Source organism: Mycobacterium sp. MFM001, from assembly GCF_003402475.1.
Taxonomy (GTDB): domain Bacteria; phylum Actinomycetota; class Actinomycetes; order Mycobacteriales; family Mycobacteriaceae; genus Mycobacterium.
Genome location: NZ_BFAB01000003.1, coordinates 313,230 through 330,252, shown reverse-complemented (window position 1 = coordinate 330,252; position 17,023 = coordinate 313,230). Strand labels below are relative to the sequence as shown.

The following is a 17,023-nucleotide window of genomic DNA, read 5'->3' as shown; positions in this document are numbered from 1 at the left end:
TCCTTCGGCGAGCGTGCGCAATCCCGGTGGGTAGATCGGCGTATCGGCCGGCGACGCGCACGCTCGCCGCAATGAAAGAATGTCGGGATGCGCGTCTACCTCGGTTCCGACCACGCCGGCTACGAGCTCAAGCAGCAGATCATCGAACACCTGCAAAAGGCCGGCCACGAGCCGATCGACTGCGGAGCGTTCAGCTACGACGCCGACGACGACTACCCGGCATTCTGCATCGCCGCCGCAGCGCGCACGGTGGCCGACCCCGGCAGCCTGGGCATCGTGCTCGGCGGGTCGGGCAACGGTGAGCAGATTGCTGCCAACAAGGTTCCCGGCGCCCGGTGCGCGCTGGCGTGGAGCGTGGAAACCGCGACGCTGGCCCGCGAGCACAACAATGCACAACTGATCGGTATCGGCGGGCGCATGCATACCCTCCCGGAGGCGCTGGCCATCGTCGACGCGTTCGTCAGCACGCCGTGGTCGGAAGCCGAACGCCACCAACGTCGTATCGACATCCTCACCGAATACGAACGCACCCATCAAGCGCCGCCGGTGCCCGGCGCTGCAGCCGAATAACGCCGTGCCCGAAGGCCACACCCTGCACCGGCTGGCGCGGCTGCACCAGCGGCGGTTCGCCGGCGCGCCGGTCGCAGTGTCCAGCCCGCAGGGCCGGTTCGCGGCGGCCGCCGTCGACGGCCTCGTGCTGCGACACACCAGCGTGTGGGGCAAGCACCTGTTCCACCACTACGCCGACGGCCCGATAGTGCATGTGCACCTTGGCCTTTACGGCAGTTTCACCGAGCACCCCACCCCGATGCCGGCGCCGGTCGGTCAGGTGCGGATGCGGATGGTCGGCGCCGAGTACGGCACCGACCTGCGCGGCCCGACGGTGTGCGAACTAATCGACGACGCGCAGGTTGCCGACGTGGTGGCCCGGCTCGGCCCCGACCCGTTGCGCCGCGACGCCGACCCGGAATGGGCATGGGCGCGGATCAGCAAGTCCCGCAGGCCAATCGGCGCGTTGTTGATGGACCAGACGGTCATCGCCGGTGTCGGCAACGTCTACCGCAGCGAGCTGTTGTTCCGTCACGCCATCGACCCCTATCGGGTCGGCCGTGCGGTCACCGAAGCCGAATTCAAGGCGGCGTGGACAGATTTGGTCGCGCTGATGAAAATCGGGCTACGCCGCGGCAAGATTTTCGTGGTGCGCCCCGAGCACGACCACGGCGCGCCGTCGTATCTGCCCGACCGTCCGCGCACCTATGTCTATCGCCGCGCAGGGGACCCGTGCCGGGTGTGTGCCACGACAGTCCGTACCGCGGAACTGGAAGGCCGGAACGTCTTCTGGTGCCCCGAATGTCAGCGGTAGCAGACTCCGCTACATTGATCAAGCTTGGTGCGCAACGCATTCCATTCAAAACCGACTCACATCTCACGCATAGGTTCGTTTGATACGAAGAAAAGCGTGAAACGAATCGCACACATCACCGCAGCAACAGCCGTCGTCGCCGTCGGATTGGGCCTGGCCGGCGTCGGCACCGCAACCGACGCTCACGCCCAGCCCGGGCCGTTCCCGCAATGGTGCCCGGGTGACTTCTGGGACCCCGGCTGGGGCCCTAACTGGGACTGGAACGGCTGCCACGAAAACTGGCGCGGACCAGGGCCCAACCCCCATCCCGACCCGCACTGGGGACCGGGCGGACCTGGCGACCACCCGGGCGGTCCGGGCGGACCCGGCGGCCCTGGTGACCACCCCGGCGGTCCTGGCGGACCGGGCGGGCCTGGCGGGCCGGGTGGCCCTGGCGGACCCCGCCGCTAACCCCACCTGACCACCGCAAGCGACGGTCGCGGCCAAACCCCGCGACCGTCGCTCTATCTCTCACCCAAAAGCCGTTTCCCGCACACGCGCTCGGGGTACCGCCCGAAGATGAAGAAATCTGTACGCGTCGCCGCAACGACGGCCTTACTCTCGGCAGGCTTCGGCCTGGTCGGGCTCGGCGCGGCCAGCGACGTCCACGCGCAAATGACGGCTTTCCCGACTTACCCGTGCAATCCGGGCGACGACTGGAACCCCGGAAACGGCCCCTACTGCAACGGCCCGGGTCCCGGCGGGGATTACGGTCCCGGTCCCGGCGGACCCGGCCCTGGCGGGCCAGCACCCGGCGGCGTCGGCGGCGGGGAAGACGGCGGTGCCGCCGGAGGCGGCAGCGGCGGCCACGGCGGCGGTGGCGGGGGCGGCGGCGGGCACTAAGGCCTGCGTCAGCCTGCCTTAACCCCCAGCGCCGCGTAGATCTCACTGGACAGCGCAACACTGCGCGGGTCGGCGTTGGCTTTGGTGGCGTCGTACCGATTCATCACGTAGGCGTAGCCGATTCGGTGCTCTAAGTCGACGAATCCGAATGAGCCGCCCAGTCCGCCGTGTCCGAAGATGTGCGGGTTGGGCCCGTTGACGCAGCGCTGGTTGAGCATGTAGCCCAAGCCCCAGCCGTGGTCGGCGACTCGGGGACCGAGCACCAGGTCGGTCTCGAAGCCGCCCTGCGGCACCCGGACCAACTCCATGTGGCGGCGGCTCAGCAGTTTCTCCTGGGCGAGCGCGTTGTAGAACGTCGCCAGACCGAGCGCCGAGACATGACCCCCGATGTCGGGGAACTCCAGCTGTCGCCACCGCGTGCGGTCGTTGGAGCCGAACTCGTCGTCGGGCACAAAACCCCACGCGACTGACAGCCCGGCCTTCGGATCCTCGGCCAGCGTGACCGGGTCGTCCGGTGCGTTCGCCAGGATGTCGCGGGGATGCGGTTTGTCGACCAGGTCCGCGCAGCGGAGTAGTTCGGCCGCCGACAAGCCGATGTGGATGTCGGCGCCCAGCGGCTCGGCGATCTCAGTGCGCAGGTACTGACCAAGCGTGCAACCGGTCACCCGGCGGACCACTTCGCCGAGGATGAACCCGAACGTGGCCAGGTGATAGCCCTGCGCGGTACCCGGCGTCCACCACGGTTCGGCGGCGGCCAGCTGTTCGCAGACAAAGTTCCAGTCGGCGACGTCCTGCCAGCGCAGCCGGGCGCGCGGCCCGATCACTCCGGAACGGTGGCTCAGCACCATGGCGACGGTGATGCTTTGTTTACCGGCCTGCGCGAACTCTGGCCAGTAGCGCGCCACCGGCGCGCCTAGGTCGATCTCGCCACGCTCGGCGAGCTGATGCACACAGGTGCTGGTCAGCCCCTTGGTCGCGGACAAGATGGTGGCCAGTGTGTCTTGACGCCACGGCCGGGTACCGGCCGCGTCGGCGGAGCCGCCCCACAGGTTGACGACGAGATCCCCGTCCACCCACGCCGCCACCGCGGCGCCGACTTCATTGCGCAGGGCAAAGTTCTGCTCGAACGCGTCGCGAACTTTCTCGAAGCCCAAAGCGCACGAGCCATGGATGTCGACGTCGCCTATGGCGCGTGTCTGGCGGATTTGTTGCCCTCCTTGGACTCCACGCCCGCCCTGAGCGGTCGCAGGGAATCGAGCCGTCTTCGCTAGTTTGGAAGACTAGATTCCACCGGTGAGCTGCGCGCAGGAATTGCGTGAGCACTAAATGTACGGGGCCGTCGGCTCCAGGGTCACTCCGGCATAACCCCGAGCGCGGCGTAGACCGTGTTGCTCAGGGCAAGACTGCGCGGGTCGGCGTTGGCTTTGGTGGCGTCGTACCGATTCATCACGTAGGCGTAGCCGATTCGGTGCTCTAAGTCGACGAATCCGAACGAGCCGCCCAGTCCGCCGTGTCCGAAGATGTGCGGGTTGGGCCCGTTGACGCAGCGCTGGTTGAGCATGTAGCCCAGACCCCACCCGTGGTCGGCCACCCGGCGGCCAAGGACCAGGTCGGTGTCGAAACCGCCCTGCGACACCCGGATCCGCTCCATGTGATCACGGCTCAGCAGCTTCTCCTGCGCGAGCGCGTTGTAGAACGTCGCCAGGCCCAATGCGGACACGTGCCCGTTGGTGCCCGGGAACTCCAGCTCCCGCCACAGCGCGGGGTTGTTGCAAGCGAGCTCGTCGTCGGGGGCGAAGCCCATCGCGATGGAGAGACCTGCCTTCGGATGTTCGTCTAGCGTGCTGGGATAGCCGGGGGCTTCGACGTCGGCCAGCATCTCGCGGATGTGCGGCTTGTTCACCCGATCGGCGCAGCGGTGTTGTTCGTGGCGGGGCAAGCCGATGTGGACTTCGGCGCCGAGCGGTTCGGCGATCTCGGTGCGTAGATACTGGCCAACCGTGCGGCCGGTGACCCGGCGGAACACCTCGCCGAGAATGAAACCGTAAGTAGTCATGTGGTAGCCCTGGGCGGTACCGGGTTCCCACCACGGTTCGGCGGCCGCGAGCCGCTCGCAGACGAAATCCCAGTCGGCGACGTCCTCCCAGGACAGCCGGGTACGCGGTCCGATCACCCCGGAGCGGTGACTCATCACCATCGCGACCGTGATGGCTTCCTTTCCGGCCTGGCCGAATTCCGGCCAATACCGCGCCACCGGCGCGTCCAGGTGCAACTCGCCGCGGTCGGCGAGGTGGTGCACGCATGTGCTCGTCAGTCCCTTGGTGCCCGAGAGCACATTCGCCAGCGTGTCTTCCCGCCATGGCCGGGTCCTGGCGGCATCGGTCGAACCACCCCAGAGGTTGACGACGAGATCCCCGTCCACCCAGACCGCGACGGCGGCGCCGATCTCGTTGCGCAGCGCAAAGTTCTGTTCGAACGCGTCGCGTACCCGCTCGAAGCGGGACGTGCATGAGCCTTGGATATCGACCTCGGCCATGGCGCCTCTCTACTGAATTGTCGGCATTCTCAGCCCAGGTGGTGGCGGCTCTCCCCGCACTTGACTGGTGCGAAGGCTTGGCTTGGAGCGGGCGACGGGAATCGAACCCGCGTCGCTAGTTTGGAAGACTAGGGCTCTACCATTGAGCTACGCCCGCGTGGATTAGTCGAGCCAGACTGTACGGCGCGTCCGACATCAAATCCAAATGACGCGCTCCCGTGACCTTGCCGTGAGGTTGCCGCCGGAGGGCCGTAGGATCGCGAGGTCACCGCGGGGTGTAGCGCAGCTTGGTAGCGCATCCGCTTTGGGAGCGGAAGGCCGCAGGTTCAAATCCTGTCACCCCGACTCCGCGCCGAGCACCGACGCCCATCAGAACCGACACCGAGGAGTACAGCCGTGAAGAGCACCGTCGAGCAGTTGAGCCCGACCCGGGTTCGGATCAATGTCGAGGTGCCGTTCACGGAGCTCGAACCCGACTTCGACCGCGCCTACAAAGAGCTGGCCAAGCAGGTGCGGCTGCCCGGTTTCCGTCCGGGCAAGGCGCCGGCCAAGCTGCTCGAGGCGCGCTTCGGCCGCGAGGCGATGCTCGACCAGGTCATCAGCGAAGCCCTGCCCAGCCGCTACAGCCAGGCAGTGACGGAGTCGGAGGTGCGGCCGCTGGGCCAGCCGGACATCGAGGTGACCAACAAGGAGTACGGCCAGGAGCTGACCTTCACCGCCGAGGTCGACGTGCGCCCGGACATCACGCTGCCTGACCTCAGTGCGTTGAAGATCACCGTCGACCCCATCGAGGTCAGCGACGAGGACGTCGACGCCGAACTGCAGTCGCTTCGGGCCCGGTTCGGCACGCTGACGTCAGTCGAGCGGCCCGCCGCCAACGGCGACTTCGTCTCGATCGACCTGTCCGCCACGGTCAACGGCGAGGACGTGCCGGAGGCGACGACGCAGGGGCTGTCTCACGAGGTCGGGTCCGGCCAGTTGGTCGACGGTCTCGACGAAGCGATCGTCGGGCTCTCGGCGGGCGAATCCGCAACCTTCACCACCAAGCTGGCCGCCGGCCCGCACGCCGGGCAGGACGCCGAGGTCACCGTCACTGTCGGGTCGGTCAAGGAACGCGAACTGCCCGAGCCCGACGACGAATTCGCCCAATTGGCAAGCGAATTCGACACCATCGAGGAGCTGCGGGCCAACCTGTCCGACCAGGTGCGACGGGTCAAGCGCATCCAGCAGGCGGAGGCGATCCGCAACGCCACACTCGACGCCCTGCTCGACCAGGTCGACATGCCGCTGCCCGAGGCGGTCGTGCAGGCCCAGGTCGACGACGCGCTGCACAACGCCATCCACCGCTTCGATCACGACGAAGCCAAATTCGCCGAGGCGCTCGCCGAGCAGGGATCGTCGCGCGAAGAGTTCGACGCCGACACCCGCGCCGGCGCGGAAAAGGCCATCAAGACGCAGCTGCTGCTCGACGCGCTGGCCGACGACTTGGACATCCAGGTGGGCCAGGACGACCTGACCGAGCGGCTGGTGATGACCTCACAGCAATACGGGGTGGAGCCGCAGCAGCTGCTGGCCTACATGCAGCAGAACAACCAGTTGCCGGCCATGTTCGCCGACGTCCGCCGCGGGCTGACCATCGCCGCGGTGGTCGAGGCGGCCACCGTCACCGACAGCGACGGGAATGTGATCGACACCAGCGAGTTCTTTCCTCGCCGTGGCGCGGACGAAGCCGACGAGACGGAGCCTGCGGGCGACGCCGAGTGAAGCTCTGAGCGAACGCGGGCACTTGGGGGAGTGCACCACGGCAACGGTTGGTTAGTGTCGTTCATACGGAACACGAGAAAGCAGGTAGTCCACTGTGAGCGGTGACATGCGTTCGAACACGCAGGGTCTGAACCTCGTCGACTCGGTCTATGAGCGCTTGCTCTCCGAGCGCATCATCTTCCTGGGTTCTGAGGTCAACGACGACGTTGCCAACCGGCTCTGCGCGCAGATTCTGCTGCTCGCCGCCGAGGACCCGACCAAAGACATCTCGCTGTACATCAATTCGCCCGGCGGGTCGATCAGCGCCGGCATGGCGATCTACGACACGATGGTGCTCGCCCCGTGCGACATCGCCACCTACGCGATGGGCATGGCGGCCTCGATGGGCCAGTTCCTCTTGGCGGCGGGCACCAAAGGCAAGCGCTATACCTTGCCGCACGCCCGGATCCTGATGCATCAGCCGCTGGGCGGCGTGACCGGCAGCGCGGCCGACATCGCGATTCAGGCCGAGCAGTTCGCCGTCATCAAGAAGGAAATGTTCCGGCTCAACGCGGAATTCACCGGCCAGCCGATCGAGCGGATCATGGCCGACTCGGACCGCGACCGCTGGTTCACCGCCGCCGAAGCCCTGGAATACGGCTTCGTCGACCACATCATCACCAACGCCCCCGTCAACGGAGCCGCATCATGAATCCCGAAATCGCACCACAGGCCCGTTACATCCTGCCGTCGTTCATCGAGCATTCGAGTTGGGGCGTCAAGGAATCCAACCCGTACAACAAGCTGTTCGAGGAGCGCATCATCTTCCTCGGCGTCCAGGTCGACGACGCGTCGGCCAACGACATCATGGCGCAGCTGTTGGTGCTCGAGTCGCTGGATCCCGACCGCGACATCACGATGTACATCAACTCGCCCGGCGGCGGATTCACTTCGCTGATGGCGATTTACGACACCATGCAGTACGTGCGGGCCGACATCCAGACGGTGTGCCTGGGTCAGGCCGCCTCGGCCGCGGCGGTGTTGCTGGCCGCGGGCACGCCCGGTAAGCGGATGGCGCTGCCCAACGCGCGGGTGCTGATTCACCAGCCGTCGCTGTCGGGTGTCATCCAGGGCCAGTTCTCCGACCTGGAAATCCAGGCCGCCGAGATCGAGCGGATGCGCACGCTGATGGAGACGACGCTGGCTCGCCACACCGGCAAGGAAGCCGAGGTGATCCGCAAGGACACCGACCGCGACAAGATCCTGACCGCCGAAGAGGCCAAGGATTACGGGATCATCGACACCGTGCTGGAGTACCGCAAGCTCTCGGCGCAGCCGGCGTAATCACCGCAGCGCGGCGGCCAGGTCGGCGATGTCGGCCGGCCGCACCCGGCAACATCCGCCGACGATCCGCGCTCCCGCCGAAACCCATTGCGGCACAAGATCTGCCGAGAACCGCGACGGCCCCACCCAGGCGCGACGGCCGCTGTCCCAGCGCTCGCCGCTGTTCGGGTAAACGATCACCGGCTTGCCCGTTTCGGCCGCCGCCGAGATCGCCGGCAAGACGTCGTCGGGTGAGCAGCAGTTGACCCCGACGGCGACGATCTCCGGCACGCCCGCGGCGACGGCGAACGCCTCGGCCAACGGCTGTCCGGCCCGGGTGAAGACGCCGTCGATGGTGTAGCTCAGCCAGGCCGGCACCCCCAACGCGTGCACCAGGTTCACCAATGCCTCGGCCTCGTCGACGTCGGGCACCGTCTCTAGCGCGAGCACGTCGGCGCCGGCCTCGGCCAGCACTTCCAACCGCGGGCGATGCCAGGACTCCAACTGCGCGACGGAAAGCCCGTAGCGCCCGCGGTATTCGGAGCCGTCGGCCAGCGCCGCGCCGTAGGGGCCGATCGACGCCGCAACCCAGGGGCCCGCTCTGGCCAGTTCGACGCTGCGCCGCAGCAGCCCCTCGGCGTCCTTCCGGCCGATGCCGCGAGCGGCGAAACCCTCGAACGAGGCTTGGTAGCTGGCGGTCGTCGCATACATGGCTCCCGCGGCGAAGAACGCCCGGTGCACCGCGGCGATCTCCGCGGGAGCGTCGGCCAGCAGCCTCGCCGACCACAACGGGTCGGAAAGATCATGCCCGCGCGCCTCGAGCTCGGTGGCCAGTCCGCCGTCGCCGACCAACACGGTATCGTCGGGCACGGCCATTCCCACAGGCCCAGCGTAGGGCGGTGCGAATCGGTCCAGTAACGGCCGCGACACGCCAGGGACACGGCGGCGCGTTACGAGGCGCGCCAAGCGCCGTGAGGCGATATGTTCTGAGCGGACAGGCACGAATATCACTGACGCGATTCGGCCTTAACGGTCGCGTCGCGCCGGAGCAAGCGGGTAGCGTCGGGAAATACACGCGGCATACCACAACAAACGGTGAACAGGAAGTAGGCTCCCAGCACCATGGCGCGCATCGGAGACGGCGGTGACCTGCTGAAGTGCTCGTTCTGCGGGAAGAGTCAAAAGCAGGTCAAGAAGCTCATTGCGGGCCCCGGCGTATACATCTGCGACGAGTGCATCGATCTGTGCAACGAGATCATCGAAGAGGAACTCGCCGACGCCGACGACGTCAAACTCGATGAGCTGCCCAAGCCCGCGGAGATCCGCGAATTCCTGGAGGGCTACGTCATCGGCCAGGACACCGCCAAGCGCACCTTGGCCGTCGCGGTCTACAACCACTACAAGCGCATCCAGGCCGGCGAGAAGGGCCGCGACTCCCGCGCCAGTGAGCCCGTCGAGCTCACCAAGTCCAACATCCTGATGCTGGGCCCGACCGGGTGCGGCAAGACCTACCTGGCCCAGACGCTGGCCAAGATGCTCAACGTGCCATTCGCCATCGCCGACGCCACCGCGCTGACCGAAGCCGGATACGTCGGCGAGGACGTCGAGAACATTCTGCTCAAGCTGATCCAGGCCGCCGACTACGACGTCAAGCGCGCCGAGACCGGCATCATCTACATCGACGAGGTCGACAAGATCGCGCGCAAAAGCGAGAACCCGTCGATCACCCGCGACGTCTCCGGCGAGGGTGTACAGCAGGCGCTGCTGAAAATCCTGGAGGGCACCCAGGCGTCGGTGCCGCCGCAGGGCGGGCGCAAGCACCCGCACCAGGAGTTCATCCAGATCGACACCACCAACGTGTTGTTCATCGTGGCCGGCGCGTTCGCTGGGCTGGAAAAGATCGTCTCCGACCGGGTCGGCAAACGCGGGCTCGGCTTCGGCGCCGAGGTCCGCTCCAAAGCCGAGATCGACACCACCGATCACTTCGCCGAGGTCATGCCCGAAGACTTGATCAAGTACGGGCTCATCCCGGAATTCATCGGCCGGCTGCCGGTGGTGGCCTCGGTGACCAACCTGGACATGGACTCGCTGGTCAAGATCTTGTCCCAGCCGAAGAACGCGTTGGTCAAGCAATACACCCGGCTCTTCGAAATGGACGGCGTGGAACTGGAATTCACCACCGATGCGCTGGAGGCCATCGCCGAACAGGCGATCCACCGCGGCACCGGTGCCCGCGGCTTGCGCGCAATCATGGAAGAAGTCCTGCTGCCGGTGATGTACGACATCCCCAGCCGCGACGACGTCGCCAAGGTCGTTGTGACCAAGGAGACGGTGCAGGACAACGTGCTGCCCACGATCGTGCCGCGCAAGCCGTCGCGCACCGAACGCCGCGACAAGAGCGCGTAATTCGCGACCCCTCCGGGGTGCTAGCTAATGTTACTCATGCGTAGTTTTTGTTCTTAGACTTTGCATTCCAGCAAAAGTGATGAACACCACACTTCACCCCTGCACGCTTCCGCACCGCGCGTCTGACCTCGTTTTTTGAACCGATGGCGATACGGTAGTCATGCGCGTGGGCGTGAATTAAACCCTAAGAGCAGTGCAATAATCGGTACTACCAGTGACATAAAACGCGGCCGGGGTTTTGCTTCGGCGGCGGGTACCGGTAGGCGCGCAACGCAGAGTGCCCGTGCGACAGACAGCGACGGAAGGCGGGGACGTGGGTCCGAACGAGGACGGAGCCAGGTCAGAATCTCATTCAGCCAGCACGGCAGCGTCCAAGCGGCAGAAGCTGGAACAAGTCGTCATCCGCTTCGCAGGAGACTCCGGCGACGGCATGCAGCTCACCGGTGACCGGTTCACCTCCGAGGCCGCGTTGTTCGGCAACGACCTGGCCACCCAGCCCAACTACCCGGCCGAGATCCGTGCACCGCAGGGCACCCTGCCCGGCGTCTCGTCGTTCCAGATCCAGATCGCCGAATACGACATCCTGACGGCCGGAGACCGGCCCGACGTGCTGGTCGCGATGAACCCGGCGGCGCTGAAAGCCAACATCGGCGACCTGCCGCGCGGCGGACTGGTGATTGCCAACTCCGACGAGTTCACCAAGCGCAACCTGGCCAAGGTCGGCTACCAGGACAATCCGCTGGAATCCGGCGAGCTGTCCGAGTACGTCGTGCAGCCGGTGGCGATGACGACGCTGACGCTCGGCGCCGTCGAGGCAATCGGCGCGTCGAAGAAGGACGGCCAGCGGGCCAAGAACATGTTCGCGCTGGGCCTGCTGTCCTGGATGTACGGCCGGCCGATCGAAACCAGCGAGGCGTTCATCCGCGAGAAGTTCGCCCGCAAGCCCGACATCGCCGAGGCCAACGTGCTGGCGCTCAAGGCCGGGTGGAACTACGGCGAAACCACCGAGGCGTTCGGGACCACCTACGACGTCTCCCCGGCGAAACTGCCCGCGGGGGAGTACCGCCAGATCTCCGGCAACACCGCGATGGCGTACGGGATCGTCACAGCCGGCCAGCTCGCCGACATCCCGGTGGTGCTCGGCAGCTACCCGATCACGCCGGCCTCCGACATCCTGCACGAGCTGTCCAAGCACAAGAACTTCAACGTCATCACCTTCCAGGCAGAAGACGAGATCGGCGGCGTGTGTGCGGCATTGGGCGCCGCCTACGGCGGCGCGCTGGGGGTCACCAGCACCTCCGGGCCGGGCTTGTCGCTGAAGTCCGAGGCGATCGGGCTGGGCGTGATGACCGAGCTGCCGCTGCTGGTGATCGACGTTCAGCGTGCCGGTCCGTCGACGGGTATGCCGACCAAGACCGAGCAGGCCGACCTGCTGCAGGCGATGTACGGGCGCAACGGCGAATCGCCGGTCGCGGTGTTGGCGCCGCGGTCGCCGTCGGACTGCTTCGAGACCGCCGTGGAGGCGGTGCGCATCGCGGTGTCGTACCACACCCCGGTGATCGTGTTGTCCGACGGCGCGATCGCCAACGGCTCAGAGCCGTGGCAGATCCCCGACGTCAGCACCCTGGAACCCATCGAGCACACCTTCGCCAAGGCCGACGAGCCGTTCCAGCCCTATGCCCGCGACCCCGAAACCCTGGCGCGGCAGTTTGCGATTCCCGGCACCCCGGGTCTGGAACACCGCATCGGCGGGCTGGAGGCGGCCAACGGGTCGGGCAACATCTCCTACGAGCCGGCCAACCACGACCTGATGGTGCGGTTGCGCCAGGCCAAGATCGACGGGATCCGCGTCCCTGACCTCGAGGTCGACGACCCGACCGGTGACGCCGAGCTGTTGCTGATCGGGTGGGGCAGCACCTACGGTCCGATCGGCGAAGCGTGCCGGCGGGCGCGCCGCAGGGGCATCAAGGTGGCGCACGCCCACCTGCGTTATCTGAACCCGTTCCCGGCCAATCTGGGCGACGTGCTGCGCCGCTACCCGAAGGTGGTGTGCCCGGAGATGAACATGGGTCAGCTGGCGCTGCTGCTGCGCGGGAAGTATTTGGTCGACATCCAGTCGGTCACCAAGGTGCAGGGGCTGTCCTTCCTGGCCGACGAAGTGAGCCGGCTGATCAGCGCCGCGCTGGGCGGGACGCTGGCCGAGATCGAGCAAGACAAGGCAATGGTCGCCAGGATGGCAGCGGCGACGGTGGGAGCAGAAGCATGACTGACGTAATCGGGCAGGACCTGGGGTTGAGCGCCGTCAGCGGAGTCCCGACCACGGATGCGCCGCAGAAGGCCAAGGACTTCACCAGTGACCAGGAGGTGCGCTGGTGCCCCGGTTGTGGTGACTACGTCATCCTCAACACCATCCGCAACTTCCTGCCCGAGCTCGGGCTGCGCCGCGAGAACATCGTGTTCGTCAGCGGCATCGGCTGCTCCAGCCGGTTCCCGTACTACCTGGAGACCTACGGACTTCACTCCATCCACGGCCGCGCGCCGGCCATCGCGACCGGCTTGGCGCTGGCCCGCGAGGACCTGTCGGTGTGGGTGGTCACCGGTGACGGCGACGCGCTCTCGATCGGCGGCAACCATTTGGTGCACGCCTTGCGCCGCAACGTCAACCTGACGATTCTGCTGTTCAACAACCGCATCTACGGCCTGACCAAGGGGCAATACTCGCCCACCTCCGAGGTCGGCAAGGTCACCAAGTCGACGCCGATGGGTTCGCTCGACCAGCCCTTCAACCCGGTGTCCCTGGCACTGGGTGCCGAGGCGAGCTTCGTCGGGCGGGCGCTGGACTCCGACCGCAAGGGGCTGTCGGAGGTACTGCGCGCCGCGGCCACCCACCGCGGCTCGGCGCTGGTCGAGATCCTGCAGGACTGCCCGATCTTCAACGACGGTTCGTTCGACGCCCTGCGCAAAGAAGGCTCCGAGGAGCGGGTGATCAACGTCCACCACGGCGAGCCGATCGTCTTCGGCGCCAACGACGAATACTGCGTGGTGCGTTCGGGATTCGGGCTCGAGGTGGCCAAGACCGCCGACGTCAGCGCCGACGAGATCGTCGTGCACGACGCGCACGCCGCCGATTCGGCCTACGCATTCGCGCTGTCGCGGCTGTCCGACCAGAACCTCGAGCACACCGTGATGGGCATCTTCCGCCAGGTGAGCCGGCCAACCTACGACGACGCCGCACGCGCACAGGTGACTGCTGCGGCGGCGACTGCGCCGGCGGATCGCGCCGGGCTGCAATCGCTGCTGCGGGGCCGCGACACCTGGACCGTCGCCTGACGTGGCGAACGGGCCGGCCTCGTTGGCAGGGGTAGTGCTGGCGGGGGGCGCGTCACGGCGGATGGGTCGCGACAAGGCCACTCTCGCAGTACCCGAGGAGATTTCGGGTTCCGAAGGCCCAACCACGATGGTCGAGCACGTGGTCGGGATCCTGGGCAAGCGTTGCCAGCCGGTATTCGTCGTCGCCGCCCCGGGACAGCCGCTGCCGGACCTGCGGGCGGACATCCTGCGTGACGAGGTGCGCGGGCTGGGTCCGCTGTTGGCGACCGGACGCGGGCTGCGCGCCGCCCGGGAGGCCGGCACCACGTGGGCATTCGTCTGCGCCGTCGACATGCCGTTGCTGACGGTTGATTTGATCGACACGCTGGCCGACCGGGCAGCTGAGGTGGACGCCGAGGTGACGTTGCCATGGGACGGCCGCGACCACTACCTGGCCGCGGTGTACCGGACCGACCTGGCTGACAGGATCGACGCGCTGGTGGCCGCCGGCGAGCGGGCCATGCGGGCGCTGGTCGACGGCGCCGACACTCAACGGATCGTGGTCTCCGATTCCCGGCCGCTGAGCAATGTGAATTCGGCGGACGATCTGCGCGCGCTGGTCAAATCCAGTCGCTGAGCCCGCACAATTCTGCGGTATTTCCGCCAATTCTTGGTGCAAATTCCCGTCGCAAAAATTGAGAAATTCGGCGGCGTATTCACCGGACAGCATTGTTAATATCGAAAGTTCGCTGAGAGCGAGCCGGTAAACCCTTGCTGCAGAAGGGATTACAGCTGCCGACGAGTCTGAAGGGACGTGCTGGCCCCGTCGAAATTGGATGTTCCGCGGCAAATTGCTGCCCACTGCGGCCATCGCCCTTCTGCCCGCGGGTGACCTGGGCCCCGAGCCGGCCGGGGTGCCGGAGATTTGTTGGCCCGCAGTGCTGGCGTACCGAAAGCTGTTGTAGCACTGCGTGGTTGACGAGACCAAAAGCCGGTTCGGCTCGTACTGCTCAAATTTGGGCATTGTCACCTTGCGCAGCCTTCTCCACGGAAGTGGAGACTAAAACGTCTGCCGCACAAAGGTTTAGGGCAATTCTAGCGCATTCGGAAGGGGAGCCCCGTTCACGGAACCCGAATCGGGGCGTGTCAGCGTTCCGGCGCGCTCCAGGTCGCGAACAGCCTTGCTGACACCGCGTCAGTCGTGAAACGGGCAGTTTGCGTACGGCAAATCGGTGTCCCAGCTCACAATATTTGCGTGATTTGGCTCACGGCGCACTACTGATTTCTCCGGTTTGACGCCGGCGAAAAAGACATCGGTGACCTGGGAAGACAATTATCCGAACCGCCGATAATCCGGTCGTTATCGAACCGAGATATGCGTGTCGCGTGAGATGACGAATGCAATCCGGTCTCGTACGGTCCGTGTCGGCCCTCAACGGCCACCAAAATCGAATCCACGGACCCGCGTGTGAGCGGGGCTGCGAACGGCACGGCCGTCGCGGCCATCGGGCACTAGCCCGTCGGGCGGACCACGCCCCCGCTGTCGTGCCTGAACGAGACGGCACGGTCCAAAGCACCAACCCGGCCTGCACAGGCACCCCAAGCCCACGTTCGTGGGCTTGCTTTGGCGCGCGCACCGCGAAAGGAACGATGTTGAAGAACGTCCACAAGACGCTCATCATGGCCGCGATCACCGGGGCGCTTGCCGCTGCGCCGCTCGCGCCCTTTGCCGCGACCGCCTACGCGGAAGGCGAGGCCTGGGACTCGAACGCCGCCCTCGGCACCATGCGTGACGCAGCGCCTGCGGAGGATCTGCCTCCGGCCCCCGAGGACCTGCCGCCGGCTCCCGAGGACCTGCCGCCGGCTCCCGAGGACCTGCCCCCGGCTCCGGAGGACCTGCCTCCGGCTCCCGAGGGCCTTCCTCCGGCTCCCGAGGCGCCCCCGGCCCCGGAGGCCGCTCCCGAGGAGCCCGCTCCTGCGCCGGTGAAGAAGGCCTACAGCGTGAACTGGGACGCGATCGCGCAGTGCGAGTCCGGTGGCAACTGGTCGATCAACACCGGCAACGGCTTCGTCGGTGGTCTGCAGTTCACCCCGAGCACCTGGCGTGCCAACGGTGGCTCCGGCTCTCCGGCCAGCGCGAGCCGCGAGGAGCAGATCCGAGTGGCCGAGAACGTTCTGCGTACGCAGGGCATCGGCGCGTGGCCGGTCTGCGGCCGCCGCGGCTGACCCAACAGCTAGACAAGACGGTGCCGGGCCTTCGGGTCCGGCACCGTCGTCTATTTAGGGACGGCGAAGGCCGACCGGGCCGCCACCGACGCCAGATGCCGGGTCAGCACCGCTTCGGGAACCAGCACGCTGGCCCGGCTGGCGACGGCGCTCAGAATCGCCGGGCGGGCATTGATCACCCGGCCGATCAGCGCCGCCTCCCGGACGATCGAGGCAACCCGTCGCCGCCGGAACGCGGCGAACCGCTCGAATGCGCTCGCCAGGTCGGCGGCCTGCCGGACACAGGCGGCCAGTACCGCGGCGTCTTCGAGCGCCTGGCAGCCGCCCTGGCCCAGATGCGGGCGCATCGGATGGGCGGCGTCGCCGACCAGCACTACCGGGCCGCGCGCCCAGCGTCGGGCGCGGCTGCGGTCGTAGAGGTCGTTGCGCAACACGTCGGCCGGTGCCGTCGCCGCCAGCATGCCCGGGATGGGCTCCGGCCAGCCGGCCAGCTTCTTCTGTAAGTACGGCAACTCGCCGTCGGGCGACACCCGGCCTTCCGGCGCCCGCTCGGTGGTGAACCAATAGGTGCGGTCCGGCCCCATCGGGACGTGGCCGGTTTGCACCCCGGGGCCCAGCGTCTCGCCCGCCAATTGCGGGTCCATGGCACAGGAGGCCACCCCACGCCACGCCGTGTAGCCCGCGTAGCGGTGTTCCAGCGTGCCGTTGAGGTGCCGCGCCACCAGCGAGCGGATCCCGTCGGCGCCGACGACCGCATCGGCCGTGCGGTCCGTGCCGTCCGACAGCTCGAGCCGCACGCCTCCGTTCATCACGATGCCGGCGGCCGAGAGGCCGTATTCCACCGTGCCGGGCGCCAGCGCTGCGGCAAGGATGTCCCGCAAGACCGAGCGCTGCACCACCACCATCGGCTCCCCGAGCGCGGTGACCAATCTTTCGTCGGCGGGACGGCGCAGCCACGAGCCGTCGCGCCAGCGCAGCGCACCGGCGGTGACCCGGCCACCGGCGTCGCGGACCCGATCCCCGACGCCGATGTGGTCCAGTGCGGCCAGCGCGTTGGGCCAGATGCTGATCCCGGCCCCGGCCGAGGTGTCGGTGCGTTCTTCGATCACCGAGACCTCGCGGCCACACCGCTGCAGCGCCACCGCGCTTGCCAGACCCGCGATGCCCGCGCCGACGACGACGATGCGTTGCGCCATGCGGCCGAACTTATCGGGTGGGTGCTTGTGCTACCCAAG

At 67.2% G+C, this 17,023-nt stretch carries 16 protein-coding genes and 2 tRNA genes; 13 read left to right on the top strand and 5 right to left on the bottom strand.

Translation table 11 applies throughout. The features are described 5' to 3' along the window. The first annotated feature begins 87 nt into the window (after positions 1–87). The 4 genes from MFM001_RS07770 to MFM001_RS24610 all read left to right on the top strand — a co-directional run bounded on the left by MFM001_RS07770 (position 88) and on the right by MFM001_RS24610 (position 2,245). Positions 88–570: a ribose-5-phosphate isomerase gene (locus tag MFM001_RS07770; RefSeq protein ID WP_116374656.1), complete on the top strand. Its 483-nt coding sequence runs from the start codon at positions 88–90 to the stop codon at positions 568–570. Positions 571–574: 4 nt separating this feature from the next. Further along, positions 575–1,363 carry an Fpg/Nei family DNA glycosylase gene (locus MFM001_RS07765; RefSeq protein ID WP_116374655.1) on the top strand — a complete coding sequence of 263 codons (789 nt, stop codon included), beginning with the start codon at positions 575–577 and terminating at the stop codon, positions 1,361–1,363. Positions 1,364–1,459: 96 nt separating this feature from the next. After that, complete coding sequence (locus tag MFM001_RS07760; protein WP_192886878.1) at positions 1,460–1,813, top strand: hypothetical protein; 354 nt, start codon at positions 1,460–1,462, stop codon at positions 1,811–1,813. Positions 1,814–1,921: 108 nt separating this feature from the next. Continuing rightward, a complete protein-coding gene (locus tag MFM001_RS24610) occupies positions 1,922–2,245 on the top strand; it encodes a hypothetical protein (RefSeq protein ID WP_192886885.1) in 324 nt (107 codons plus the stop codon). Positions 2,246–2,253: 8 nt separating this feature from the next. On the opposite strand, the gene MFM001_RS07750 is transcribed toward MFM001_RS24610, so the two are convergent. The 3 genes from MFM001_RS07750 to MFM001_RS07740 form a co-directional block, all read right to left on the bottom strand. Then, positions 2,254–3,432, bottom strand: a complete 1,179-nt coding sequence (locus MFM001_RS07750) for a serine hydrolase domain-containing protein (protein WP_116374654.1) — start codon at positions 3,430–3,432, stop codon at positions 2,254–2,256. Between the two features lie 164 nt (positions 3,433–3,596). Beyond that, entirely contained in the window at positions 3,597–4,781 is a 1,185-nt protein-coding gene (locus MFM001_RS07745; protein ID WP_116374653.1) for a serine hydrolase domain-containing protein, read from the bottom strand. A gap of 83 nt (positions 4,782–4,864) precedes the next feature. Next, positions 4,865–4,938: transfer RNA gene (locus tag MFM001_RS07740), tRNA-Gly, on the bottom strand. Between the two features lie 114 nt (positions 4,939–5,052). Here MFM001_RS07740 and MFM001_RS07735 point away from each other — a divergent pair. From MFM001_RS07735 to clpP2, 4 genes are all read left to right on the top strand, one after another. Beyond that, positions 5,053–5,126: transfer RNA gene (locus tag MFM001_RS07735), tRNA-Pro, on the top strand. A 51-nt stretch (positions 5,127–5,177) separates the two neighbouring features. Then, entirely contained in the window at positions 5,178–6,545 is a 1,368-nt protein-coding gene (gene tig / locus MFM001_RS07730; protein WP_116374652.1) for a trigger factor, read from the top strand. A 106-nt stretch (positions 6,546–6,651) separates the two neighbouring features. Next, on the top strand, positions 6,652–7,236 hold the full coding sequence (locus MFM001_RS07725; protein WP_116374746.1) for an ATP-dependent Clp protease proteolytic subunit: 585 nt from the start codon (positions 6,652–6,654) through the stop codon (positions 7,234–7,236). Further along, positions 7,233–7,868 (top strand): ATP-dependent CLP protease proteolytic subunit ClpP2, encoded by a 636-nt coding sequence (gene clpP2, locus MFM001_RS07720; protein ID WP_116374651.1) that lies wholly within the window; start codon positions 7,233–7,235, stop codon positions 7,866–7,868. The genes MFM001_RS07725 and clpP2 overlap by 4 nt, the downstream gene beginning before the upstream one ends. Here the strand turns inward: clpP2 and mmuM are convergent, their stop codons facing one another. Continuing rightward, complete coding sequence (mmuM, locus tag MFM001_RS07715; RefSeq protein ID WP_116374650.1) at positions 7,869–8,723, bottom strand: homocysteine S-methyltransferase; 855 nt, start codon at positions 8,721–8,723, stop codon at positions 7,869–7,871. Between the two features lie 246 nt (positions 8,724–8,969). On the opposite strand from mmuM, the gene clpX reads away from it, so the two are divergent. From clpX to MFM001_RS07690, 5 genes are all read left to right on the top strand, one after another. Further along, positions 8,970–10,253, top strand: a complete 1,284-nt coding sequence (gene clpX / locus MFM001_RS07710) for an ATP-dependent Clp protease ATP-binding subunit ClpX (protein WP_116374649.1) — start codon at positions 8,970–8,972, stop codon at positions 10,251–10,253. Positions 10,254–10,566: 313 nt separating this feature from the next. After that, positions 10,567–12,519 carry a 2-oxoacid:acceptor oxidoreductase subunit alpha gene (locus MFM001_RS07705; protein WP_116374648.1) on the top strand — a complete coding sequence of 651 codons (1,953 nt, stop codon included), beginning with the start codon at positions 10,567–10,569 and terminating at the stop codon, positions 12,517–12,519. Further along, a complete protein-coding gene (locus MFM001_RS07700; RefSeq protein ID WP_116374647.1) occupies positions 12,516–13,583 on the top strand; it encodes a 2-oxoacid:ferredoxin oxidoreductase subunit beta in 1,068 nt (355 codons plus the stop codon). Before MFM001_RS07705 ends, MFM001_RS07700 begins: the two co-directional genes overlap by 4 nt. A gap of 1 nt (position 13,584) precedes the next feature. Next, positions 13,585–14,199: a molybdenum cofactor guanylyltransferase gene (gene mobA / locus MFM001_RS07695; RefSeq protein WP_255422200.1), complete on the top strand. Its 615-nt coding sequence runs from the start codon at positions 13,585–13,587 to the stop codon at positions 14,197–14,199. Between the two features lie 1,016 nt (positions 14,200–15,215). Then, the gene (locus MFM001_RS07690) at positions 15,216–15,788 is read left to right on the top strand and encodes a transglycosylase family protein (RefSeq protein ID WP_116374745.1); all 573 of its coding nucleotides are present in this window, start codon (positions 15,216–15,218) and stop codon (positions 15,786–15,788) included. A 50-nt stretch (positions 15,789–15,838) separates the two neighbouring features. Here MFM001_RS07690 and MFM001_RS07685 read toward each other — a convergent pair whose 3' ends face one another. Beyond that, on the bottom strand, positions 15,839–16,984 hold the full coding sequence (locus MFM001_RS07685; RefSeq protein WP_116374645.1) for an FAD-dependent monooxygenase: 1,146 nt from the start codon (positions 16,982–16,984) through the stop codon (positions 15,839–15,841). Positions 16,985–17,023 lie beyond the last annotated feature (39 nt).

Coding starts and splice junctions, on each gene's coding strand:
- MFM001_RS07770 (WP_116374656.1), top strand. CDS start 88: ATGCGCGTCTACCTCGGTTCCGACCACGCCGGCTACGAGCTCAAGCAG.
- MFM001_RS07725 (WP_116374746.1), top strand. CDS start 6,652: ATGCGTTCGAACACGCAGGGTCTGAACCTCGTCGACTCGGTCTATGAG.
- clpX (WP_116374649.1), top strand. CDS start 8,970: ATGGCGCGCATCGGAGACGGCGGTGACCTGCTGAAGTGCTCGTTCTGC.
- MFM001_RS24610 (WP_192886885.1), top strand. CDS start 1,922: ATGAAGAAATCTGTACGCGTCGCCGCAACGACGGCCTTACTCTCGGCA.
- mmuM (WP_116374650.1), bottom strand. CDS start 8,723: ATGGCCGTGCCCGACGATACCGTGTTGGTCGGCGACGGCGGACTGGCC.
- clpP2 (WP_116374651.1), top strand. CDS start 7,233: ATGAATCCCGAAATCGCACCACAGGCCCGTTACATCCTGCCGTCGTTC.
- MFM001_RS07685 (WP_116374645.1), bottom strand. CDS start 16,984: ATGGCGCAACGCATCGTCGTCGTCGGCGCGGGCATCGCGGGTCTGGCA.
- MFM001_RS07700 (WP_116374647.1), top strand. CDS start 12,516: ATGACTGACGTAATCGGGCAGGACCTGGGGTTGAGCGCCGTCAGCGGA.
- MFM001_RS07745 (WP_116374653.1), bottom strand. CDS start 4,781: ATGGCCGAGGTCGATATCCAAGGCTCATGCACGTCCCGCTTCGAGCGG.